Here is a 21,952-nt window from a genome sequence, read left to right as displayed (position 1 = left end):
CTTAGTCGAAGATGCTAAGGAACAGCTCCCACTTACTTGGCTTCGCCTTCTTGTGATATTCCTTACGTAGTTCATCCACTGCTTCAAGCTGCTTCTGAACCTGCTTTAGGTTATCCGTCGTCGCAACTGGAATCCCATTTACCAGCTGTTCTACTTTTTTCAAACCTTCAAGAGAGATCACTTTGCGCTCAGGCGAAAAGTCATAAGCCTGCGCGTTTTTTAGATGATCTTTAAAGATATCCATTCGTTGGTTAAAACCCTCTGCCGAGCTACTCACCATCGCTTCTTTATACTGCAGACGCATCTCTTTCATGGTCTGTTTTAAAGTTAGCGGGTTACCTGCACTTACATACCCACTTGTTGTGAACATCACAGCAACTAACAAAGAACTAAATAACGTTTTAAAAGCAGAGAACTTCATAAAAAATCAACCTACATAACATCAAGATATTTACCGAGCAGGTAATATATCAGATCTGACGATTAGGCTGAATCAAAGCGTAGTCATGTTAAACGCGCTTCGAGATCGTGAAGCTTGAATCGGAAAAGTAAAATCCTGCGTCCATGCAGATATTATCTGGTTTAGTACAAGGTATTTTTAACCCTATCTTCGATGATAGCCTCTACCTTTTTCACCTCTTCGGCTGATTTAGACGGATCAATCTGTGCCATTAGAATCTTACCCAAGCTTGGCATGATATTCCGATCAACTCTCGATTCTGCCTCCCATAACTTAGAACGCGTAATCGCTTTAGCACAGTGAAAGTAGATCTCTTTGATAAAGATAACGATGGCGGATTTGGGTAACTTACCTTGATGCTCACAGCGCTCTAATACAGAAGCATTCGTAACAATTTTGGCAGTGCCATTAACACGAAGACATTCACTAAACCCAGGCACTAACACCAAAAGTCCAACATGTGGGTTCTCAATAATATTACTTAAGCTATCTAAGCGATTGTTGCCGGGGCGATCTGGGAGAATAATCGTACTGTCATCCCAAATTTGAATAAAACCAGCATGATCTCCCCTTGGCGAGCAATCCATGTTGCCTTGATTATCCGATGTAGCCAGCAACATAAAAGGCGATAACTCTATGAATTGCTGACTAAATTTATCAAGCTGAGTCTTTTGCTTTTTAATCACTAGCTCCATCGGCAGACCATATAACTCTCTAAGCTTTTCTACCGAATCAATCTGTTCAAATTCCATAATCCCCTCCCCTTAATATCAGATTTAGACTAGGTATCACCATTCATCTTCATCTTGATAGTTGACTAGAATACTATGGAACCATAACATGTAAAAGAAATACATTTAATGTTATATAAAGGTATGCCTATGTCATCTCTACTAAAAAGCCTGTTTAAGAAAGATAAAGACGTTGCTGAAACTGCAACAACAAAAGAAGCATCCGCTGTAGAAGTAGCTGCTAAAGGTGATGGTAACAGTAAAAAATCGAATGAGAAGAAAGGTAAACACGGTCAGCCAGGTGTGTGCTGCGGCTCATGCTCATAAAACTGTACTAACAATGCGGTAACCTCGGTTCCCTTAGCCGAGGTTACACCCTATAAATACGATAGATGCAGCGATAAGACTGCGAGCTACCCTCAGCCTCTTAAAAGAACGCGAGTTAAGATCGACTTGCGATAGAGGTTTTCTGGAATTTGATGTTCTATCTTCGCATGCAGTTCCGGCAATCTTGACCAATGCACGCCCTGCTTATGATGATGCGCTGTATGGTAACCAAGGTTTCCAGTCAGGCGATTAAAAAGTGGATTTAGATTATTGTAGGAAGCTTCAAACTCATTCTCTGTATCCAAACCAGAATGATGTTCGTAAGTCACATAGGAGGTAAACAACAAGCTGGTAATCATCGGTAAAACAAACAACAGTAAGCCCGCAACAGGGTTATACCAAACCAATGCGGCAACAATAGCGAAGGTAATTGCTGTATAAGTTAAAAAGGTAGATAACTGCTTAGGATGTTTTTTGCCCACTTGGTAACCGCGACTATAGGCCGTTAAAGCAACATTTAATGTGTACTCAATAGCCCCCATCTGCTTCCCATCTTTACGCTTCCAACGACTCTCATCTTTCTCTTGATCAAGGAAGTTAAGGTGATGGCCTAGGACATGGTGCAAACGCCATAAATGCGTCGTTACCCCGGTATGCAAAGCATAAACAAACTCTAATACGCGATTTAGAAAGTTATTTCTAAAAGTGAAAAGGTGTTGATGGTGGTGATTCCACGCACAGATCACCCCTTTTGGAATGATCATCAATAGATAGTAAAGCGTCAGCGCAACAGGGTCACTCACTGTAAAGTAAAGTACAAAATCAACTACAGTAAGGCTCAAGATAATCAACACTGGCAAGCAGTCTTCTTTATACCTGAACCCGAGTAAACCACTATCTTTCATAAGAGATATCACACCGAACTAAAATTGGCTGACAAACATAAAGGAAACAGCCTTGACTGTATATAATAAAAACTAACAATAATACTTAATAAACTCAGGTATTGATCTGGGCAAAAAAAAGCCCAGTTTTCACTGGGCTTCTGGACTGCTGGAAATCATGCCGTCTCTTTTTCCTTTTTCTTCGCTTCATCATCCTTACCATCAGCGAAGATCACTTCATCATCAGGGTTATGTTTACCCATCAACTTAGGTCGCTCAATCAGGAAGTAAAGTATTAAACCTATTGCAACTGCATACACAGTAGATTTAGGGTCCGGCATTGCTAATGTTACAGCAACAATACCAGCGACACCTCTTTCTGTAGGGTTCTTTAGCTGCTCCATACCGACCATGATGCAAATATAGGCAGTCAAAACCAAAGTCAATGACAGTGCGATTGGTAACACCGGTTTAAAGAGTGTTACCAATGGAAGAATAAATAATGCTACGAGCCCCGTGATCCAGAAAGTACCGCCGCCACTGTAGATAGAATCCATCGCTTTACGACCCATTGCGTAACGTTCGGCAACTGTCGCATGGGCAGCTGTCCATAGAGGACCTGCTAATCCGGGCCATGGAGCAAAGAAAGAATGGATACCATTACGAATCGCTGTCACCAAATGAACACGGTCGACATTGGATTCAATTTTCTCATCATTACGAATATGGTCGACACGCTCTACCAGCGTAAAACCAACGATGATGTCACCAAATGCAATTACATAAGCAATAATCGCTGTAGGTATTGCCAATAGGAAGACATCCCACCCCGGAAAACCCACTGCGAAAACGAGATACTCTGCCATAAGAGCAAAATCTGGTTGCGTAATCCCCCATTCAATTGCAGGTAAAGGGTATTCCCCTACAGACCAGCCAACTATCATCGCTATTAACATCCCCGGAACCATACCGAAGTTAGCTATTTTTTTGGCTAAAGGATTACTATCAACTACGTTTTTAAACGACAGAGAAAATAGAACGTAAGCAGAAATGATAGAGCCTACGATCAATGAGATTGGCGTAGCATCAATGCGGCCTCCCACTTTTAACTCTCCCATCATCGCTGCGATACCAGCCCCAATGATAATACCTGCTTTAAGTGAATTAGGTATAACGTCAACCAGCTTTGAACCCCAACGCGTTATCCCGAGAATAAGGAAAATAATCGTTACCTCAATCTGTAGCGCAAACATCGCTTTGATCGCCTCAGGTCCAGGCTCGAAACCTTTCAGGTAAAGAATAACAACAGGGATAGCTGGCGTAATCCAACCTGGAACAAGGGGAACACCCAATAAAGCAGGAAGAATGTAACCAAGGCCAGCGATAAACGTAAAAGCAAGGGCCGCTTCGTAAGGCATACCCAAGTATTTTTCCAATAATGGAATCATCGCCAAACCAACAACGAACATCACAAGCCCCTGAATAATCTCTGGAGCCTCTAAACGGTAGTGTACGAGCGGTAATCGAATTTTGAATGGACCAAGCCCCCAGTATGGGTGCTCAGCGCCATGATCTCTTCTTATCATTCCCATGTTTTCCACCTTGATAGTTTTAGGCCAGCATCGGCTGATCCTTATTGAGGTGGCGCTACATTAGAATGTTGCAACGCAGTAAGCGAGAAAGAAGAATTAAACTTTAGTCAAAATATACAGCCAAAGTATTAGGGTTATCCCTAACCATATCAAATTGTAACCAAATGCTACAAACTAATACAAACCTCCGCCATAAAAGTTAGTAATTATGGGCGATATATAAGCATCGCCCCCTTATCCTATTTGGTTTAAACTTTGAATGTTGAAACCATCGTTTTCAGTTCATTAGAGATATCACGTACTTGATCATTTGCATCAGATGACTGCTTCGCACCTGCAGCAGTCTGATCAAAACCGACGCTAATACTATCCAAGTCTCTTGCAATATCATCAGCCACAGCGGATTGCTGCTCAACCGCCCCTGCTACCTGAATATTCATTTCACTTATCATATTAATGGATTCATGAATCCTCTCAAGCGCTTGTGCCGTTTCTTCAGATTGAGCAACTGTTTGTTGAGATTGAGAATAACTTGTTTCTATGGCCCTTACTGTATCTGCGGTACCGGACTGCAAACGTTGGATAATTTCTTGTATCTCTGTAGTCGAAGATTGAGTCCGTTGCGCTAACGTCCTAACTTCATCAGCTACTACAGCAAACCCGCGACCCTGTTCGCCTGCACGAGCTGCCTCAATTGCAGCATTTAATGCAAGTAAGTTTGTTTGTTCAGAAATGTTTTGGATAACCCCAATTACCACCTCTATATCATTACTACTTTGCTCAAGCGTTTTAATAAACTCTACGGCATCCTCTAAATTTTTAGCCAGATTACCTATTTCATTAAGTGTTTTATCAACCGCTTGTTTGCCTTTTTCTACCTCTTCGAGACCTGCATTAGATTGGGTGGATGAATCCGTTGCATGACGCACAACCTCCTGAATACTTGCAGCCATCTCATTGACCGCCGCTGCAATTGAGGAAGTTTTATGTTGCTGCTCATTTATAATTTGAGAAGTTTGTTCTGAAATTTGACTCGCAGAATCAGCATTTATAGATAGAGACTTACTTCTATCGATGATATCCCCGATTAATTTCTTCAACATTACTGACATCACACTAACTGAACGGTAGATGCCTGTATCACTATCTTTGGTTAATAAGTTACGAGACAGATCCCCAGCAGAGATACTTTCCGTAATCGCTGCAATTTCTGCAGGTTCACCACCTATTGGTCTCTTAATAATGCCTGCTATGACATAGGCTAAAACTAAACCAATAACAATCGACAATACAGACAGGATGATAAGTACAACAATCGTATTTTCAGCGAACGCCTGTATTTCTGGACCCAATTTATCCTGATCTTTTTTAACCGATAATTTTACATCTTCTAGGTCGTTAGCAATGATAGGCCCAATCGTATTAAGGGAATCTTTAATGACGATATTTCGCTGTTCGATGATTTTAGCGACAGCATCAAATGCGGCGATATACTGTTCGTGCTGTTGTTTAAAAACTCTGAGCGATTCGCGTCGAGTAGGGTTTTGTAGATTAAAATCTAAATCCGATACGAACGGTGCTATTTTTTCCTTAAGTTCTTCGTTCGCTCGATCCTGATCAGCTTTAGCATTAGTAATCAGGTATTTAGCTACATATAAGCGCCCGAGCAATAAATGCTCCTGTACTTGGGCAGCATAAAATGCAGCTGACGGATCATTATCGGCGTAGGCAGACGTAATAATACTCGACATCTGCTTACGCATTGACAGACCAGAAGGGTCTAGGCGATTCTTAACTATGGCGTTTCGTTCTCGGAAAAAGTCTACAACTTGTCTGAATGCTTTTTTATATTCTTCAATATTTTTAGCCGATTTTTGAACTAACACGGCTCGCTCAGGCTTTTGTATCTCGACCTTCGCTTCTTCCATAAATTGATCGACTTTCTTTAAGCGTGCTTCGTATTGCGTTATGGACTCTTCGCTACGCTCATTTAAAAACTTAATAACGCCGATTCTAACCTTCAGCATATTAGCTTGAAGTCGCCCTGCTAAGTTGGTATCTCTAGCAAGTCCTCGATACTCCACTAATCCAGTGTAAACATGGTTAACACCAAACCAAGATGAGGCAGAAATAACAACTAATAACAATATAATTGAAGAAAATCCTGCAGTAATTTGCCCTGTTAAACTCAATTTCTGGAACATATCAACACCCGTTTGCTAGGCGCTCATCCTTAAGACTCGTCCCTTTTTGGTTAATCGTATTCCTCAGTGTAGTTCAAGAAAATTGAATAGTTATATTTACTGAAAACAGATAAACAAACTACAACACAACTGCCCACTTGTACGGTTTGTTAGAGAATATTTATGCTTACTTCTATGGTTGGTAAAGAAATAGATCATTAGAAAACGTCAAAAAGATCATTAATGCCTAGTCTCTCTGAACTGCTCTTCTAACCACTTAGAAAAAATATGCACTTGGTGGGTATCTCCAGTAAAAGGCGAGAGCCGGTAAGAATAGTTATAACCCGTAAGTCGCGGCATCCCTTTATCTTCAACCAACCAACCTTGCTGACAGGTACTTTCAGCCAGCACATCACTGATCAGTGCATACCCCTGTCCAGCTAGCGCTGCTTGTAATGCAAACTGCTCCTGATTAAAGCTACGAGCAGTATATGTTAAATCATCGAAATAAGGTCGCCATTCAATATTAGACAGAAAATCATCTTCCCACTCAGTAACAAATAGATTGGGTTTTTCCGTAATCTGATCTAGGAAATCCGGTCTGGCATAGCAAGCTAACTGTTCTTGAGCTAATAGCTGTTCCTGTGGATCATCACTCTCCAAGCCGTAGCGTATCGCTATATCAATCCTTCTATCATGCTCAAGCTCCACCAGCGTATTACTCGCACAGATTTCGATCTCGATATCAGGGTATCTCAGATTAAATTCAGTAAGGCGTGGCGCCAGCCATAAACTCGCAAATGAGGTACAGCAAGAGATCGTCACCCTATTACTTGGTGCTTTTATCTCCTCTAAACACAGGTGTAATTGATTGAGTATAGAGAGGGATGTCTCAGCTAACTTCTCCCCCTCAGGGGTCAGTTCTATGCTGCGGACCTTACGCTCAAACAACGTTACATTTAGCTGTGCTTCTAAGCTTTTAATCTGATGAGAAACCGCAGTAGGCGTGACATTCAATACCTTAGCCGCTTGTTTAAAGCTCAAATATTGCGCAGCAATGGCGAAGGTTTTGATGGCATTTAACGGTGGCAGCTGACCTAGCATGATCTAAACCTGAACTTATAGATGAATAAAACTTACTTATAAGCAGCAACTATTCGTTTGTCAATCTAGCGACTGGAGCGAGAAAATCAACCAAATAAAAAATCACGGAGCTCCAAATGCCAACCATCCTACATATAGATGCCAGCGCACGTGGCTGGCAGCCAAACGGCGAGAAACATCAATCTATTTCACGCTATATAGCCCACCTTGCGGTAACCACTTTTAAAAAGATGATCCCTGATTGTGATGTTATTTATCGGGATTTAGCTAAGAAACCACCAGAATTTATCAACGAACAGTGGATTGCAGCATGTTTCTCCGAATCACCTACAGCTGAGCAGAACAAAGCCCTCGCGCAATCCGACCAATATATAGCTGAGATAGAACAAGCAGATATCATTGTGCTCTCATCACCTATGTATAACTACGGTATGCCCGCGGTATTAAAAGCATGGTTTGATCAAGTCATACGCATAAATAAAACTTTTTCATTCGATCTAGCTAGAGGTGATTACCCACTTGATCCTATCCTCAGTGGTAAACAGCTAATCTTATGCACATCCTGGGGCGAATTTGATTTTGCAAAAGGAAAAGAGCGAGCGCATTTGAACCACCTTTCACCGCATATTGAGCAGTTAAGCCCTTATCTAGGCGTAGATAAATTTTATGAAATCAGCAGTGAATATCAGGAGTTCTCGGATCAACGTCATAAAGCGTCATTAGAAGCGGCGCAACTTAGAGCTGTCGAACTTGCGCAATCCATAGCCGAAACCTATGCAACAGCTGTGGCTTAGCGTTTTTTCGAAATAGTTACACCTGATTTTGACCAGCGCCTTTAAACAAGGCGCTTTTTCGGAACAGATACGCCGCCACAACTAAATCAAACGAAATACACATAACGGCATACCACTCAGGTGCAAAGTGTCCACCTGCTCCAACTAGATGCAATCCACCATCCCAAACGGGATGCATTAACCAACCCAGCGCTAAAAAATGAAGTCCAAAGCGTTTAGCCAATAGGTAGAAACTACCATATACCAACACGCCAATGGCTTCGATAAATATCCAAGTCGTACTCGCACTATAGAACACAGCAAAACCTATATAAATTAGCGCAGCAACGACTAGCGCTATACCAAATATATTAATCTGCTCCTGCTCTTCTCTACCTTGTGCGAACTTAATTAAGAGTCCAGCGCCCGCTAAACCGAATATTAGCCACAGAATCGTATCGATATACTCCATATAGCACTTGCCACCAAACGGTTTACATATTAGAAAATCAGCTAAAACTTAGCTTTAAGCTTATTAACAAAGGCTTCTACGCGGTCTTTAGACGCATCTTCACTTTTATAAAACGACAGCATCTGAAATTTACAGCCTTTGGTACATGCACCGAGCAAAGCTATTTTGAGGACCTTCTTAACCGGTTGACGCAAGATAAGTAGATCGACCCACCATGGCGACCCCAGAGTCGTCACCACTTTCACCTCTTTAAGATTATCCAAACGCGGCTGAATAGCCCCAAGATCTTTTGCATGATCGTAAGCAAAACCCGGCGCCCACACACGATCAAACCAGCCTTTTAGCATTGCCGGAAAACCAAACCACCAAGTAGGAAAGATCAGTACGAGGGATTCGGCTTCTTGCAGTTGCTGTATATCTGTTTTTAATCGAGAGTCGTCAAACTGATCAGCGTAGTAACTCCGACGCTCATCTTCTTTAAGCGCGGGCTCAAAATCCGATTCGTAAAGATTAAGTAGTGTGATCTCATAACCCTTTGCCGTTAAATGTTTAACCGTTTCATCACAAAAATGATGACACAAACTATCCTTCAACGGATGGGTCAATACTACCAAGCACTTCACGCGACTCTCCTTAACTTATTACAGCGATGCCCAAACCCTATAGCGATCTGGATTCAATTTAAAGTCGTTAAAGTGCAACAAAAGCGTTAGGAATAGTGACGGGTAGAGAAGAAATAAGGAAAGAGATATTTAAAGGGAATGAATTGCGTTAAACAGTGATAAAAAACCTTACACCCGATAACTAAACCGGATGTAAGGTATAGGCTATCTAATCAAAGATGGTTAAACCCGTTCAAAGATTACCGCGATACCCTGACCGCCACCGATACACATAGTTACCAGTGCATACTTACCTTCAATTCGTTCAAGCTCGTAAACAGCCTTAGTCGCAATGAATGCACCAGAACAACCTACTGGGTGACCTAATGCAATGGCACCACCATTTGGGTTGGTTTTCTGCATATCCAAACCTAGGCCTTTAGCTACCGCAATCGCTTGAGCTGCAAACGCTTCGTTAGACTCGATCACATCCATATCATCCAAGCTCAAACCTGCTTTTTGCAAAGCTAGCTTAGTTGCTGGAATCGGACCTTCACCCATAATCTCGTTGGATACACCTGCAACCGCGTAAGACTTAATCTTAGCGATCGGCTTTTGACCGGCAGCTTCAGCCGCTTCAGCAGACGCCAATACGAAGAAGGCAGCACCATCGTTGATACCCGATGCGTTGCCCGCCGTTACTGTACCGTCTTTCTTAAATGCTGGGCGCATACCTGCCAGTTTCTCAGCAGTAGTACCTGGCTTACCGTGCTCGTCAGTATCAAATACAACTTCGCCTTTGCGTGTTTTCTGCACGATAGGTACGATTTGAGACTTAAAGCGACCTTCTTCAATCGCAACAGCCGCACGACGTTGAGATTCAGCAGCGAGTTCATCTTGATCTTCACGGCTGATATCCCACTTCTCTGCCAAGTTCTCAGCAGTGATACCCATGTGACCGGCACCAAATGGATCGGTCAGTACAGATACCATAGAATCCAGCATTGTGGTTTCACCCATGCGAGCACCAGAACGCATCGCTGTGGATAGGTAAGCACCGCGAGACATCACTTCAACACCGCCACCGATACCGTAATCGCAATCACCTAGCATGATCTGCTGAGCAGTAGTCACAATCCCCTGTAAACCAGAAGAACATAGACGGTTAACCGACATCGCTACAGATTCCATCGGCAGGCCAGCCTGAATCGCAGCAACACGCGCAACATAAGCGTAGCGAGATTCCGTAGGAATACAGTTACCTACAGTTACATAATTAATTTTCTCTGGATCAGCACCTGAACGATTAACCGCTTCCTTCATTACCTGACCTGCCAGCTCAGCCGGCTCCATAGTACTTAGGCTTCCGCCGAATGCACCGATTGCTGAACGTACAGCACTAAGAACTACAACTTCTTTAGTCATGATTGATCATTCCCCATATTGTTATATCGCCCGTAACTTCACGCAGAAATTAACTACCGGCTTATCGTTGTCCCATCTTTTTGAATAAGTGAGCAACAGCTCATTTAGGCAAATCGAATAAACACAATATCACCGTGTTGTGAATAAAAAACAATCAACCATAGGTATAGGGGCCAGATGCTAGATGCTAGATGCTAGATGCTAGATGCTAGATGCTAGATGCTAGATGCTAGATGCTAGATGCTAGATGCTAGATGCTAGATGCTAGATGTGGAGCGCCCCCGATAAAGTGGACAGTTGCTTAAGATCGGAAGCCAACTGGAGATTCATACCCCAACGCACTGTGGCTTCTGATCGTATTATAGAAGCGAGAGATATACAGACCTATTTCTCTCGCCATTTCAGAACAGGTAATCAACCCTAACTTACGTGTACATTCCTTTTTCAACAACGAGAAGAAGCTCTCTGCACACGCATTATCCCAGCAGTTGCCTTTACGAGACATACTGATTGTGACGCCTCTTTTCGTCAACCAGCTCATTACCCGCTCACTGCGATACTGACTCCCTTGGTCAGAGTGAAACAGCAATTTATGAGTGACTTCCGGCTTAGCTTTATTCCAACTTTTTTGTAATGATTTCAGTACGATGTCCGCAGTTACTTGCCTTGAACATTCAAAGCCTACGATTTCCCGATTGTGTAAATCCATAACGACCGATACATATAACCAGCCTTCGCGACAGGCTACTTGGGTAATATCTGAGACCCATACGCGATTAATCTGACTCGGATTAAACTCCCTATTTAGCAGATTAGGCTGAGGCATCAAACCACCTTCTAAGCAGTAACGAGCCTTCCTTACAGCAAGTTGCGCCTTATACCCTACGCGCCTCAATAAACGGCAGAGGCGATTTTTCCCACAACAAAAGCCCTCACATAACAACGCATGCCATAATTTACGGTAGCCATACACACCTCGACATTGATCCGCTAACTCTAAAGCACGCGATAAGATCTTTTGATTCATCTGTTCCCGTAGGGATGGAATACGATTTAGCCAAGCATAATAACCCGAGCGCTGAACACCATAGAGCCTGCATAACCGCGACACGGGTAAGTAACTCGAGTACTTCTCTATACATGCAAAGCGCTCTACTTTGCTTCGCTGAAGTACTCTCGTGTCTTTTTTAGGATATCGACTTCCAGTTGAGAGCGTTCCAATTCCTTTTTAACTTTCTCTAACTCTTGTTCTAACTGACGGTAACTCTTACGAGGTGCAGTTTCATTCACCGCTTTAGGATCTTGAGCTGACATATATTGACGCCTCCAAGCACGCAATGTCCCTACCGCTATCGGAAGGTCCTCCACAAACTCAGTTAAGGTTAGCTCAGTTTTAAGTGATTCCAGCACCACACGTGTTTTAAATTCGTCACTGTAGGCTGTACGTTTTTTGAAATACATAAGACACCTCTAGCGTGTTAAAAGGTGTCCACTGAAACGGGGTCAGTCCAATAGAGTGTAGGTTGGGTTAGCGAAGCGTAACCCAAAAAAATCAACGAGAATAAATTCAAAACAAGGTGCTATACACTTCGTTATTGCACCCTACTGACTGAATGTCAGTTAGAGGGGCCAATCTGAATTTATAAATATTTGTCTCTAAGCGCTTCTAATGTATTTTGCGATTGAAGCTTCTTATAGGCTTCATTCAGCTTATCAATAGACAACTTAGCTTTACTCTTTTTCGAGATTTGTACCCAAGGGGTATTTTCTTTGACCACCAGCGGTTTGCCAAACAAACTAAAGTCATCATTGAGTTGTTTAGCTGCGCTTAAAATAGGATCGATCGGTCCGATAATGCCATCAACTCGTCCCCTTTTGAGCATTTTAACGCCTTGTACAAAATCAACTGTGCTGTACTTTCTAATCTCAGGGTCATTATCAATTTGTTCACTGAACTTAGCCCCTCGCAGATAAGCAAGCTCCTTGCCTTTTAAACTCTCTACCGATTCAAATGCAGTGCCCTTTAATCCAATCACTACGGTTGGCAAGGCAGGTAAAGGGGCTACATAGATTACATGATCTTTTAACTCTTCATATTTGAACATGATCGTCATATCAGCTTTGCCTGACTTAAGCTCCCTGATTATTCGACTGTACGGCGCTACAGAGTTTTCAGGATGATAGCCAGCCTGTTCGATTAATTTATTTGCCATCTCAAAATAGATACCACCCGTGCTCGACGGGCCTTCAATGCCATAAGGGGGAAAGCCAATGGTCCTGATAATAACTGGCTCAGGGCTATCAGCAGATAGCGATTTGGACTGTTCTACTACAAAGTTCTCAGCTCTAGCGGAGGCCTGAAGCAATAGAAAAAGAGAAAAGAAAATGGATAGGTATTTCATGCTTTCATTTTAGACCTAATCCAAACGACACAATGAATAAAACTCGTCTAAGTATTAATTACAGAGTCGGTTTCTCAAGCTCTTGAACTAAGTAACTTGCATCCTCAGCTTTTTCCACAAACACGCGGTTTGCATCAGCTAAAGCCTGATTATAAAAATGAGGCCCTATCTCTTTAGCAAAGAACTCGATCAAAAACTCCGCTTCAAAACTACCAATATCCTGATCCAGCTCATCAGTAAAATACCGCTTAATCTTACTCACCATGCGATCTTTTTGATCTTGAGATAGCTTTATATCTTTCATAAATCCTTTGCTTTCTGGCTAACAACAACTGGGATAAACGATCTTAAACCATCCAAGGACAATAAGATTCAATATATTCACCTTGCTCCATCAACCAATAACCAAAATCAATTACGCAGTCGCACAAAGGCTTTATATTTAGCGATTATTCTTCATCAATAAGCTAACTAAAGAAACACAAAGGCTGAGAACGGGAACAGGAATTTACCTAGGATCATCAAATATGCATCCAAAGCCTATTTCAGTTTTAGAGCAACACCCACAAAACCCTCTACCAATGACAATCTACAGCACCAAACTTGAGCAAGATCCCCGACCTAGCCCCAGAAAATCGCACCTTCTTAGTGCACCGTAAAAACCATTCTAATTAATAGCTAAAAAACTAATAAAAAATATAGGTTTCTTTGTAAAACTACGTATTTTGCAACAATTATTCTGTTATATTCGAAACAGCTAAAAAGCAAATAACCCTATGTTTTTAAATGATTTAACAGCAGTTAAACCATTCATAATATAAGGCTTATAAAAATTATAAAGTTACAAAAAATTCACAAGTGCATAATTAAGAATGGGAGCGCATTTAGATGTTGCTTAGCTCACTCAAAATTTCTTCGCGGATAGCCCTATTAGCAGGGATCAACTTAATACTTATTCTCACCCTCGGTTGTGTTGCTACATACCAGATGAACAAGATTGGTATCGAGTTAATCGAAGTAGCAGAAGAAGACCTACCTATAACCAATATGCTTTCAAAAGTGGCTCAGCATCAACTAGAGCAAGCCATTCTTTTTGAGCGCAGCCTCTCTTACGCAACCGCAATAAAGTACGGTGACGATCGCTCACAAGAGATGCTGAAAACGACAAAAGCATTTCACTCTTTAGCAGACAAAGTGGATCAGGAGTTCAAGCAACTAGAAGAGCTACTTGAGCATGCGATTACCAAAGCGCATAGCGCAGAAGCCAAAGAGCAATTTGAATCCTTACTGACAACCATTTTGGACATAGATAAAAGCCACGCCGAATACGACGAGTTAGCTCTATCGCTATTCCAAAAGGTAAAAGATGGATACGCGGCATCTGCTATTGCTTCAGCCGACCATATTATTGAACTCGAAGATAAAATTGATCATGAACTGATTGATGCGCTTGATCAGATTCAAGCCTTCACGCTTGAAGCCACACAGCGTGCCGAGCACGACGAGCTTAAAGCACAAAAGCTGATTATGATTATCTTTGTGGTCGCACTTATTTTGGGTGTTTCCCTAGCCTTGATGATCTCTCGTGCAATTACTGGCCCTGTGAGCAATATGCGTGATCGTCTAAAAGAGATCTCCGATGGTGATGGCGACCTGACTGTACGCCTACCCGTAAGCGGTCAAGACGAAACGGCGGAAGCCGCCGCAGCGTTTAACCGCTTGATGGAGAAGCTGGGTAAGATGGTGATGACTATCCGATCGACATCAACGCAACTGATTCAACGATCTGAACAGTCGATTGTCTTGATGGACGCTACCCGCGACCAAGTTGAACAACAAAAACGCGAAACAGAACAAACTGCTACTGCTGCCGAGCAGATGTCAGGCAGTATCACTGAGATTGCGCAATCGACCGATCATGCAGCAGAACTTGGCCGAGGTGTGCTAGAAAAAGTTCAATCTGGTTCTGGAATCGCTAAGCAAAATCAGCAAGCGATCGAACAGCTAAATATCAATGTCGAAAGCGCTGCCACTCAGCTTAACTCTCTAGCTACCGAAACAAACCGAATCAGTGAAGTGCTAGACGATATCCGCGGCATCGCAGAACAAACCAATCTACTTGCTCTTAACGCCGCGATCGAAGCAGCACGTGCGGGCGAATCAGGCCGAGGTTTTGCGGTAGTAGCCGATGAAGTACGCACTCTATCTCAACGTACTCAATCATCCACTGAGGACATTCAAGAACTGCTAGAGAACCTACAATCAGCAACCAATGGTGCGATCTCTGTGATGCAAAAAGGCCAAGAGAATGCTGGCCACTGTATCCAACAAGCCAACCATACCGCTGCTGAATTAGAAGAGGCATCTGCAGCAGTAGAAGGAATGGCCGCAATGAATACGCAAATTGCCGCAGCAGCTGAAGAACAGTCGGCAGTGGTAAAAGAGATCCATGCCAGCCTTTCAAGCATTTCGCTTTATGCTAACAGCACCAATGACAGCGCCAACCAGACCTCTAATATCAACAAAGAAGTGAGCAACGAGCTACTACAACTAAACCACTTAGTATCCGAACTAAGGACTTAAGCAACCTAAGGCTAAAGCCAGATAAACTCTTTTATGAAGTTATCTGGCTTTTAGCTAGTGGCTGCATAGAGTGTTAGTTGAGTTAGCGAAGCGTAACCCAACAATTCAAGAATTTTCTCGACAATAATAATTATGGATACTCACCACGAGTAAGCGCATCCATATACTTATCAAATCGACGGTGGCGAGTTTCAGGCTTTTTAGCACTGCCCAAACCATGCGCTATGACATAACGCCTTGATTTAGTCAGCGTTTCATAAAACGCTTTCGCCTCTAAGTTACTTTCTAGCGCTTGAATAAAATCCTCAGGCACTTCCATTTCGCTGGCGGTATAAGCATTTTCCCAGCGACCATCAGCTTTAGCCGTATTGACCTGGACCATCCCCGATTCAGTCATACGACCTTCACTAATCAAACGCTCGGCATGATCTCGGTTTCGTTTCGACCACACACTTTTCGCTTTCCTTGGTGTAATCCGTTGCAGGTAAGCTTGTTCATCAATCGACTTTTTAATGCCGTCGATCCACCCCCAACACAGCGACTCAATCACTACATCATCCCAAGTCACGCTCGGAATAGCGCTTTTCTTTTTATAGATATTTACCCATAACTCAGTTTCAGAGGCATGGTTATCTCGCAACCATTGCCCCAACTCTTCAGCGGTAGCAAAGGACTTAACTTTCTTGGGATCAGGTTCGGTCATAGGTAAAGCTCAAATATTGAAGAGTTTTGAAAATCAGGATCTTACGGAGTTTCACTATAGAAGTGAAATAGAGTCTAGACACTGAATTTTACTGCCTTCAATACTGCAAACAATGAGTTCAAGCAGATAAGCATTGAGACTAGATATTAAGAGGAATGAACTACCTTAAATCGAATATTACGGCTCTAAATCAAGCGCATCTAATACGGCCTTGAGTTCAAAATTATATTGCGTTATTTCAGGGTTATGGGTTTTAGAAAACGATTTAAAGTTAATTTTCTTCCAATTATTTTTTTCAATCAGAGGAGCATAATCTTCAAAACTTTCTTTCGTAATCAAGCTCATATTTGTTTTCATCTTAAGCCCTTCACTATCCATAAAGTCATGGCCGTTCAAAAAATCATAAACAACGACCAACGCCCAAGCGCCCTCCATAAAGTGACCTCCAGCAGTGGCTTGAATCTGGTTAAGGTCAACACCCTCTACGCCTTCTCTAGACCAATCAACACCGCCCACAAGAATGTTTTTCCTATAGTTTGGAGCGAGCGTTGTTAATGCATCAAAAACACCTAAAGCCATACCGTCACTTGCTGTCCACACTGCACCTACATTGGGGTAACGCAGGATAAGCTTATTAAATGTCCTACGTGCACGGCCTCTTTCCCAGTTAGCCCTCACAATTTGGAGCAAATTTGTTTTCGAATATTCTTCAATCGCTCGTTGCAAGCCTCGTTCTCGTTGAATACTGGCTGAGGTACCGTAAGGGCCACTAATCGCAACCATATTCACCGCACCGTCCTCAGAAGATTTACTGCTACGTTGTATCAGGTATTTAGCTAACTCGTAGCCAGCCATTTCATCATCCGGAAGCATTTCACCAATGTAATTTTGAAAATACTGTCTAGGCGATCCTATGGCCTTATCCAAAATAGCTGAATTTTCGATGAGCACAGGCACGCCCGCCTGTTCAGAAAGTTTAAGAATTCTTGCGCCGCTTTCTTTAACGCTAATCGCGATAATTGCGTCGAGTTGAGGAGTTGGAAACAGTAGTTCCCTCGCCTTCTCATGACCTAATAAATGGTCATCATTGGCTTCTATTATGTGTAATTCGACACCCAAATCATCTGCAGCTGCCTGCATAAAACCAACAACAGGCCCGTAAAACATGTCATCTGCCGTTCGAGAGATAAAGTATCCAACTTTGAATGTTTCAGCATAAGTGGCTGGGGCTACTGTGATTAATGATAAGAGCAAGAAAATTAAGCTGAATTTATGTAGTAGCTGGAACATGTCGTGCCTCATATAAAATGAATCACTTCACTGTGAAATGGTGAGGGCTAACCAGCTAAAAAGTAATGATTTTCGGGTTGGAAGCCCTTAGGGCGTATGGACTTTAATTGGGAGCTAGATAGACAAGATTGAAATGCAGAGTTCATACCTATCTATTTTGTGAGTCCTTTACAATTACCCATATCAGTTATACGGCCATCTACAACGTTAAGTATTGTGAGTGTAGGCTGGGCTGTCAAAAAATTAAGGAATTAAACAAGGCTCTATTAGTGGCAAGAAACTCTGCCAAAGATAAAGGACGATATCAGGAAAACCTGATAGAGGTAGGTCTGGATCCTCTATCTATACTACTACCGCCTTGTAACTAGTTTTTCATTTTGTCTAAAGAAACTAGACTTAAAAGAAAAGATCGGCTGTATGATCAAACGTTTTTGTATTCTATTAATAGCGCTAACTCCGATTCTCGCCAATGCATGTACTTTGACGATGGGCTATCGCACCAGCGAGAGAATGCCACTTATCCAAAAAGCACCTGATAATTCTGGCCTGTATAACGATCTCTATTCCAAGGCGAGCTCTCTCATTGGTTGCAAGCTGGAAGTAATAAGATTGCCAAAAAAACGCATTCTTCATGCAATGCAGGAAGGTATTATCGACTTTTATCCCGGGTTTAACTTTTCCTTAGATCGCCAACCTTACACTTTTTATATCCAGAACGGTCTGACCACAAGTCTGAAAGTTATCTCACATATTAAAAGCCCTGAAGTAAACCATATAGAGGATATGCGAGGGCACTCAATGTTAGCAGCCAACGGTAACCCCACGTTTGGAGCAGCATCTCATGAGATAACAATACGAGTTATAGAAAACCTAGATTTACCACGTGCACTAGAGATGCTTGAACAAGAGAGAGCTGATTATTACCTTTATCAAAGTAATACTATCCGTTATTACCTTAAAAAATATCCAAATACTAAAATTAAATTACATCCCTGCTGTTCCGCAGAAGAACCTATGTACTTAGGTTTTTCTAAGTTATCTCCACATTATCAACGCGTCGACAACCCTAACTATAAATCTAATTTACCCCTCTCCATCAATAACGATCCTGACATACTCATACCTGATAGTCTGCCCCATAAACTACAAGAAGCATTAAAATTCCTTGATGATTCAGGATTTATCGATCAGCTTGAGAAAAAGTACTATGAATAATATCCATCTCAGCACTGCATGATAGAAATTACGGAGGCCTCCCGTAACCTCATCCTTTCTAAAAGGCTTAGCTGCCCACTGAACTAAGCGTTAACGCTCTAAAATTTCTATTGTTTGGCAATTAAATAGCTAAACTTCTAAGAAGCACTGTGCCTTTAAATGCATGACCAGAGAGGAACCCGTTGTGGAAACTGAAGGTTATCGAATTCAGCTACCCGCTGGCGCTGTGATATTTCAGGAAGGCGAAGCCGGTGACCGCGCCTATATTGTAGATAGTGGTTTAGTTGGCGTTTCTACAAAAGTTAAAGATCGTGATCTTCGTTTTGCCATCGCCCAACACGGCGACATTCTAGGGGAGATGGCTCTGATCGATGATGGCGTACGCACAGCAACGGCCACAGTATTAAGTGATGCTGAGTTGATCGTTATTCCAAAAGAGTACATTCACCGCTTAATTGGTACTGCAGATCCAACCGTCAACTTGCTGATGCAGATCGTACTGCAACGTTATCGAGAGATGAAAGGCCATTTTGATACCGTCTCTGCAGGCGGCTCAATTGACAGCATCGAAGTAAAACCGAAATTAGAAAACGACCGTCTCAAAGAACAAACCGAGATGGCCGTTCGCCGCGTTACTGAAGAGCAACGCTTACGTGAAGCCTTAGATAACAACGAGCTTCGCCTGTTCTACCAACCCATTGTCGATCTACAAACAGGTTTAATACTCGGCTGTGAAGCACTTATCCGCTGGCAAGATCCCGAACGCGGTCTAGTACCGCCTATACAGTTTATCGCCCTAGCCGAAGAAACCGGCCTGATCGAACCGATCGGTCACTGGATCTTTTCCGAAGCTCACCAAGCAGTTAAGGAATTTAACCAGCTTGCTGATAAAGCTAATCCATTCTTTGTCAGCGTAAACCTCTCTAGTCGACAAATAGAGACCGATGCACAAGTTGAAGCACTAACCGATCATCTGTTGGATAACGACATAGAACTCGCTAACTTTAAGATTGAGATTACCGAAACTCTTTTGATGTCAGATCCACTGCGCATCTCGCAGGTACTGACAGATTTCAAACGTTTTGGCTGTAAGATCGCACTGGATGACTTCGGCACCGGTTATTCCAGTTTCAGCTACCTTCACCGCTTCCCAATCGACAGCATCAAGATAGACCGCTCGTTTGTCTCCACTATGGCCGAAAACCCAACCAGTAAAGCCATTGTTCGTACGCTTTGTACTTTGGCTGAATCTTTGGAGATGAGCACCATCGCAGAAGGGGTTGAAGAGGAAAAAGACCAAACCATGCTACAGGCCTTTAATTGTGATTTTGGACAAGGTTATTACTACTCAAAACCTATCCCTAAAGATGAATTTATTGTCTTAATTCAGAAACAGCTCGAGCGCTAACTAAATCAGGCTGAATACGACCTATGAACAAAGATCTGAATAAAGCGATTCTACGTTGTAAATCAGTAATCTCTCTACCAGCGATCTATCAAAAGATCACAGTAAAGATCGATCAACCAACGACAACCAATAATGAGCTAGCAGAAATCATAAAACTGGATGCGGGTATCGCCACCAAACTGCTAGCGATTGTGAACAGCTCCTTCTATGGCTTCCCAAGTCAGATTTCCACCATCTCCCATGCGATATCACTGGTCGGCCTAAAGGACTTTCAAAACCTTGTTCTCGGCTCCAGCGTGGTGAAACAGTTTGAAGATGTTCGAGCTACAGGCTTTCCCATCAACGAATTCTGGGACTATAGCCTACATGTAGCCATTGCTGCTAAAACACTCGGAAAACACTGGGCAAACCGAAAGGAACAAGAAGAGCTATTTATTGCAGGCCTGCTGCACGATGTCGGTAAACTCGTTATAGCCCAAGCCTGTAAAGATCAGCTAGAAGAGATACAAAAGATCTGGCCAAACCAAATGCCACTACAGGAACAGGATTTTATCGGATTTGATCATACAGAAGCCGGTGCAGAGCTTCTCAACTCCTGGAACTTACCCAAGATTCTATCTACCGCGGTAAAACAACACCACCAGCTCGATCTAACTACTCCACCAGAGCCTACAGTACTCTGCGTTTATATGGCTAATGCTATGGCCTACGGTGACGAAGAAAAAATCAAAGCATCGCTAGAATTATGCAATCAGCATGTGGAAAACCCTATTAAACAAGAAGAGATATTGGAGATGCAGGAAGCTGTCACTGAAGAGAAGAAATCTCTGATTGGGGTTTATCTTTCGAGTTAGTCATCCTTTAAGGTGGGATCGGAGTTCTTTTGCAACAATTGGGATTAGAGGGGTCAGCTTAGAATCAATTATCATGTGCAGCCCTAATCTTATAGGTGCTTAAAATCATGCTTATTTCGCCTTTATCTTTTAAGTAGCGAATACTCTCATTGAATTTATCCACTAGCTCTTTACTCGTATTCTCCTTTGAGAATCCGATGAAATAATTGATCTGCTCAACACCCAATAAATACTCAGCCCCAACAATCTCTAATTCTTTAATTTGGTACTCACCCAAATCTCTGTTCAAGTAAACGGCATCAATTCTTTTAGCCACCAGCTTCTTAAGATTCTGACCGTTACTATTGGGTAGCATTTTCACATTAATGGGTTCAAGGCCCTGCTCCTCTAGCTTATTACTTAATCGTTCCAATGAATAAGAGGTGTTAGAAGGCCCAAAAACACCCACCTTCAGACCCGAAAATAACTCAATGGAATTGTATTCTTTATCCTCATTTGTGCGGGTAAAGAACCCGTATTCAGTACTCATCAGCGGCAATGACCAATATAACCATTTATCCCTTTCCTCGTTCCAGCCAAGAGGAAAGTTTGCATTAACATAGCCTTCCTTTAAGAGGGCCTTCGATCTCCGATTTGGGTGTAGAAGGATCTCTATTTCAATCTCAGAATGAACTGAAATTTTCTCTACGATTTCAACAAAAGGTCCTGTAATTTTACCTTGCTCAACCGTGGTAAATGGCGGGAAATCCTGAACACTGATCGTTAACTTATCCGAGATGGCATTAACCGAGAAAAGCAAGAATAGACATAAGGCTGTATATTTTGTCAAAAGCATAACTGACCCTAAACTAGCGGTATCAACTGTATGTTGGTGATGTCGCGAAACAGTAAAATCAATGCATTTCCCTGATCGATCCCCAAACAGATTTGATTCAACTTTGGCG

Annotated in this window: 22 protein-coding genes; 6 read left to right on the top strand and 16 right to left on the bottom strand. The window is 42.4% G+C overall.

Going from position 1 to position 21,952, the window contains the following annotated elements; all coding sequences use genetic code 11:
* Nucleotide 1: 1 nt before the first annotated feature.
* Both ACMXYX_RS05385 and ACMXYX_RS05380 read right to left on the bottom strand, forming a co-directional pair.
* Complete coding sequence (locus tag ACMXYX_RS05385; RefSeq protein WP_415885305.1) at nucleotides 2-421, bottom strand: cytochrome b562; 420 nt, start codon at nucleotides 419-421, stop codon at nucleotides 2-4.
* Nucleotides 422-582: 161 nt separating this feature from the next.
* Nucleotides 583-1,212 carry a pyridoxamine 5'-phosphate oxidase family protein gene (locus tag ACMXYX_RS05380; RefSeq protein WP_415906607.1) on the bottom strand — a complete coding sequence of 210 codons (630 nt, stop codon included), beginning with the start codon at nucleotides 1,210-1,212 and terminating at the stop codon, nucleotides 583-585.
* A gap of 129 nt (nucleotides 1,213-1,341) precedes the next feature.
* On the opposite strand from ACMXYX_RS05380, the gene ACMXYX_RS05375 reads away from it, so the two are divergent.
* Complete coding sequence (locus ACMXYX_RS05375; RefSeq protein WP_415906606.1) at nucleotides 1,342-1,518, top strand: CCGSCS motif protein; 177 nt, start codon at nucleotides 1,342-1,344, stop codon at nucleotides 1,516-1,518.
* A 92-nt stretch (nucleotides 1,519-1,610) separates the two neighbouring features.
* On the opposite strand, the gene ACMXYX_RS05370 is transcribed toward ACMXYX_RS05375, so the two are convergent.
* The 4 genes from ACMXYX_RS05370 to ACMXYX_RS05355 form a co-directional block, all read right to left on the bottom strand.
* A complete protein-coding gene (locus tag ACMXYX_RS05370; protein WP_415906605.1) occupies nucleotides 1,611-2,423 on the bottom strand; it encodes a fatty acid desaturase in 813 nt (270 codons plus the stop codon).
* 155 nt (nucleotides 2,424-2,578) lie between these two features.
* Nucleotides 2,579-3,994, bottom strand: a complete 1,416-nt coding sequence (locus tag ACMXYX_RS05365) for a xanthine/uracil/vitamin C permease (RefSeq protein WP_415897834.1) — start codon at nucleotides 3,992-3,994, stop codon at nucleotides 2,579-2,581.
* Between the two features lie 248 nt (nucleotides 3,995-4,242).
* On the bottom strand, nucleotides 4,243-6,198 hold the full coding sequence (locus ACMXYX_RS05360; protein ID WP_415897833.1) for a methyl-accepting chemotaxis protein: 1,956 nt from the start codon (nucleotides 6,196-6,198) through the stop codon (nucleotides 4,243-4,245).
* Between the two features lie 219 nt (nucleotides 6,199-6,417).
* Complete coding sequence (locus ACMXYX_RS05355; RefSeq protein ID WP_415906604.1) at nucleotides 6,418-7,281, bottom strand: LysR family transcriptional regulator; 864 nt, start codon at nucleotides 7,279-7,281, stop codon at nucleotides 6,418-6,420.
* Nucleotides 7,282-7,397: 116 nt separating this feature from the next.
* On the opposite strand from ACMXYX_RS05355, the gene ACMXYX_RS05350 reads away from it, so the two are divergent.
* Nucleotides 7,398-8,075, top strand: a complete 678-nt coding sequence (locus ACMXYX_RS05350; protein ID WP_415906603.1) for an FMN-dependent NADH-azoreductase — start codon at nucleotides 7,398-7,400, stop codon at nucleotides 8,073-8,075.
* A 16-nt stretch (nucleotides 8,076-8,091) separates the two neighbouring features.
* Here the strand turns inward: ACMXYX_RS05350 and ACMXYX_RS05345 are convergent, their stop codons facing one another.
* From ACMXYX_RS05345 to ACMXYX_RS05315, 7 genes are all read right to left on the bottom strand, one after another.
* Nucleotides 8,092-8,526 (bottom strand): DUF6010 family protein, encoded by a 435-nt coding sequence (locus tag ACMXYX_RS05345; RefSeq protein ID WP_415906602.1) that lies wholly within the window; start codon nucleotides 8,524-8,526, stop codon nucleotides 8,092-8,094.
* Nucleotides 8,527-8,567: 41 nt separating this feature from the next.
* Entirely contained in the window at nucleotides 8,568-9,149 is a 582-nt protein-coding gene (locus ACMXYX_RS05340; RefSeq protein ID WP_415906601.1) for an NAD(P)H-dependent oxidoreductase, read from the bottom strand.
* 222 nt (nucleotides 9,150-9,371) lie between these two features.
* On the bottom strand, nucleotides 9,372-10,553 hold the full coding sequence (locus tag ACMXYX_RS05335; protein WP_415883902.1) for an acetyl-CoA C-acyltransferase family protein: 1,182 nt from the start codon (nucleotides 10,551-10,553) through the stop codon (nucleotides 9,372-9,374).
* Between the two features lie 301 nt (nucleotides 10,554-10,854).
* The gene (locus ACMXYX_RS05330; RefSeq protein WP_415906822.1) at nucleotides 10,855-11,691 is read right to left on the bottom strand and encodes an IS3 family transposase; all 837 of its coding nucleotides are present in this window, start codon (nucleotides 11,689-11,691) and stop codon (nucleotides 10,855-10,857) included.
* Between the two features lie 14 nt (nucleotides 11,692-11,705).
* The gene (locus tag ACMXYX_RS05325; RefSeq protein WP_415882166.1) at nucleotides 11,706-12,014 is read right to left on the bottom strand and encodes a transposase; all 309 of its coding nucleotides are present in this window, start codon (nucleotides 12,012-12,014) and stop codon (nucleotides 11,706-11,708) included.
* 179 nt (nucleotides 12,015-12,193) lie between these two features.
* The gene (locus ACMXYX_RS05320) at nucleotides 12,194-12,955 is read right to left on the bottom strand and encodes a substrate-binding periplasmic protein (protein WP_415906600.1); all 762 of its coding nucleotides are present in this window, start codon (nucleotides 12,953-12,955) and stop codon (nucleotides 12,194-12,196) included.
* 58 nt (nucleotides 12,956-13,013) lie between these two features.
* Nucleotides 13,014-13,259 carry a DUF2164 domain-containing protein gene (locus ACMXYX_RS05315; protein ID WP_415906599.1) on the bottom strand — a complete coding sequence of 82 codons (246 nt, stop codon included), beginning with the start codon at nucleotides 13,257-13,259 and terminating at the stop codon, nucleotides 13,014-13,016.
* Nucleotides 13,260-13,942: 683 nt separating this feature from the next.
* Between ACMXYX_RS05315 and ACMXYX_RS05310 the strand changes: the two genes are divergently transcribed.
* Nucleotides 13,943-15,538 (top strand): methyl-accepting chemotaxis protein, encoded by a 1,596-nt coding sequence (locus tag ACMXYX_RS05310; protein ID WP_415906598.1) that lies wholly within the window; start codon nucleotides 13,943-13,945, stop codon nucleotides 15,536-15,538.
* Nucleotides 15,539-15,668: 130 nt separating this feature from the next.
* Here ACMXYX_RS05310 and ACMXYX_RS05305 read toward each other — a convergent pair whose 3' ends face one another.
* Together ACMXYX_RS05305 and ACMXYX_RS05300 are read right to left on the bottom strand one after the other, a co-directional pair.
* Nucleotides 15,669-16,241, bottom strand: a complete 573-nt coding sequence (locus ACMXYX_RS05305; RefSeq protein ID WP_415906597.1) for a YdeI/OmpD-associated family protein — start codon at nucleotides 16,239-16,241, stop codon at nucleotides 15,669-15,671.
* Nucleotides 16,242-16,418: 177 nt separating this feature from the next.
* Entirely contained in the window at nucleotides 16,419-17,381 is a 963-nt protein-coding gene (locus tag ACMXYX_RS05300) for an ABC transporter substrate-binding protein (protein ID WP_415906596.1), read from the bottom strand.
* 567 nt (nucleotides 17,382-17,948) lie between these two features.
* Between ACMXYX_RS05300 and ACMXYX_RS05295 the strand changes: the two genes are divergently transcribed.
* From ACMXYX_RS05295 to ACMXYX_RS05285, 3 genes are all read left to right on the top strand, one after another.
* Nucleotides 17,949-18,746, top strand: a complete 798-nt coding sequence (locus ACMXYX_RS05295) for a substrate-binding periplasmic protein (RefSeq protein ID WP_415904144.1) — start codon at nucleotides 17,949-17,951, stop codon at nucleotides 18,744-18,746.
* A 184-nt stretch (nucleotides 18,747-18,930) separates the two neighbouring features.
* The gene (locus tag ACMXYX_RS05290) at nucleotides 18,931-20,154 is read left to right on the top strand and encodes an EAL domain-containing protein (RefSeq protein ID WP_415906595.1); all 1,224 of its coding nucleotides are present in this window, start codon (nucleotides 18,931-18,933) and stop codon (nucleotides 20,152-20,154) included.
* 23 nt (nucleotides 20,155-20,177) lie between these two features.
* Entirely contained in the window at nucleotides 20,178-21,008 is an 831-nt protein-coding gene (locus ACMXYX_RS05285; RefSeq protein WP_415906594.1) for an HDOD domain-containing protein, read from the top strand.
* A 64-nt stretch (nucleotides 21,009-21,072) separates the two neighbouring features.
* On the opposite strand, the gene ACMXYX_RS05280 is transcribed toward ACMXYX_RS05285, so the two are convergent.
* Nucleotides 21,073-21,843 carry a substrate-binding periplasmic protein gene (locus ACMXYX_RS05280; RefSeq protein WP_415906593.1) on the bottom strand — a complete coding sequence of 257 codons (771 nt, stop codon included), beginning with the start codon at nucleotides 21,841-21,843 and terminating at the stop codon, nucleotides 21,073-21,075.
* Nucleotides 21,844-21,952: the final 109 nt, after the last annotated feature.

Source organism: Neptuniibacter sp. QD72_48 (assembly GCF_047778065.1).
Classification (GTDB): Bacteria; Pseudomonadota; Gammaproteobacteria; order Pseudomonadales; family Balneatricaceae; genus Neptuniibacter.
Note: the sequence above shows the minus strand (reverse complement) of the source record. Positions and strands in the feature narration are given on the sequence as shown.

Bases quoted from the DNA above. Each gene is read 5' to 3' on its own strand.
- ACMXYX_RS05385 (WP_415885305.1), bottom strand. From the start codon at position 421: ATGAAGTTCTCTGCTTTTAAAACGTTATTTAGTTCTTTGTTAGTTGCT.
- ACMXYX_RS05380 (WP_415906607.1), bottom strand. From the start codon at position 1,212: ATGGAATTTGAACAGATTGATTCGGTAGAAAAGCTTAGAGAGTTATAT.
- ACMXYX_RS05375 (WP_415906606.1), top strand. From the start codon at position 1,342: ATGTCATCTCTACTAAAAAGCCTGTTTAAGAAAGATAAAGACGTTGCT.
- ACMXYX_RS05370 (WP_415906605.1), bottom strand. From the start codon at position 2,423: ATGAAAGATAGTGGTTTACTCGGGTTCAGGTATAAAGAAGACTGCTTG.
- ACMXYX_RS05365 (WP_415897834.1), bottom strand. From the start codon at position 3,994: ATGGGAATGATAAGAAGAGATCATGGCGCTGAGCACCCATACTGGGGG.
- ACMXYX_RS05360 (WP_415897833.1), bottom strand. From the start codon at position 6,198: ATGTTCCAGAAATTGAGTTTAACAGGGCAAATTACTGCAGGATTTTCT.
- ACMXYX_RS05355 (WP_415906604.1), bottom strand. From the start codon at position 7,281: ATGCTAGGTCAGCTGCCACCGTTAAATGCCATCAAAACCTTCGCCATT.
- ACMXYX_RS05350 (WP_415906603.1), top strand. From the start codon at position 7,398: ATGCCAACCATCCTACATATAGATGCCAGCGCACGTGGCTGGCAGCCA.
- ACMXYX_RS05345 (WP_415906602.1), bottom strand. From the start codon at position 8,526: ATGGAGTATATCGATACGATTCTGTGGCTAATATTCGGTTTAGCGGGC.
- ACMXYX_RS05335 (WP_415883902.1), bottom strand. From the start codon at position 10,553: ATGACTAAAGAAGTTGTAGTTCTTAGTGCTGTACGTTCAGCAATCGGT.
- ACMXYX_RS05325 (WP_415882166.1), bottom strand. From the start codon at position 12,014: ATGTATTTCAAAAAACGTACAGCCTACAGTGACGAATTTAAAACACGT.
- ACMXYX_RS05320 (WP_415906600.1), bottom strand. From the start codon at position 12,955: ATGAAATACCTATCCATTTTCTTTTCTCTTTTTCTATTGCTTCAGGCC.
- ACMXYX_RS05315 (WP_415906599.1), bottom strand. From the start codon at position 13,259: ATGAAAGATATAAAGCTATCTCAAGATCAAAAAGATCGCATGGTGAGT.
- ACMXYX_RS05310 (WP_415906598.1), top strand. From the start codon at position 13,943: ATGAACAAGATTGGTATCGAGTTAATCGAAGTAGCAGAAGAAGACCTA.
- ACMXYX_RS05305 (WP_415906597.1), bottom strand. From the start codon at position 16,241: ATGACCGAACCTGATCCCAAGAAAGTTAAGTCCTTTGCTACCGCTGAA.
- ACMXYX_RS05300 (WP_415906596.1), bottom strand. From the start codon at position 17,381: ATGCAGGCAGCTGCAGATGATTTGGGTGTCGAATTACACATAATAGAA.
- ACMXYX_RS05295 (WP_415904144.1), top strand. From the start codon at position 17,949: ATGATCAAACGTTTTTGTATTCTATTAATAGCGCTAACTCCGATTCTC.
- ACMXYX_RS05285 (WP_415906594.1), top strand. From the start codon at position 20,178: ATGAACAAAGATCTGAATAAAGCGATTCTACGTTGTAAATCAGTAATC.
- ACMXYX_RS05280 (WP_415906593.1), bottom strand. From the start codon at position 21,843: ATGCTTTTGACAAAATATACAGCCTTATGTCTATTCTTGCTTTTCTCG.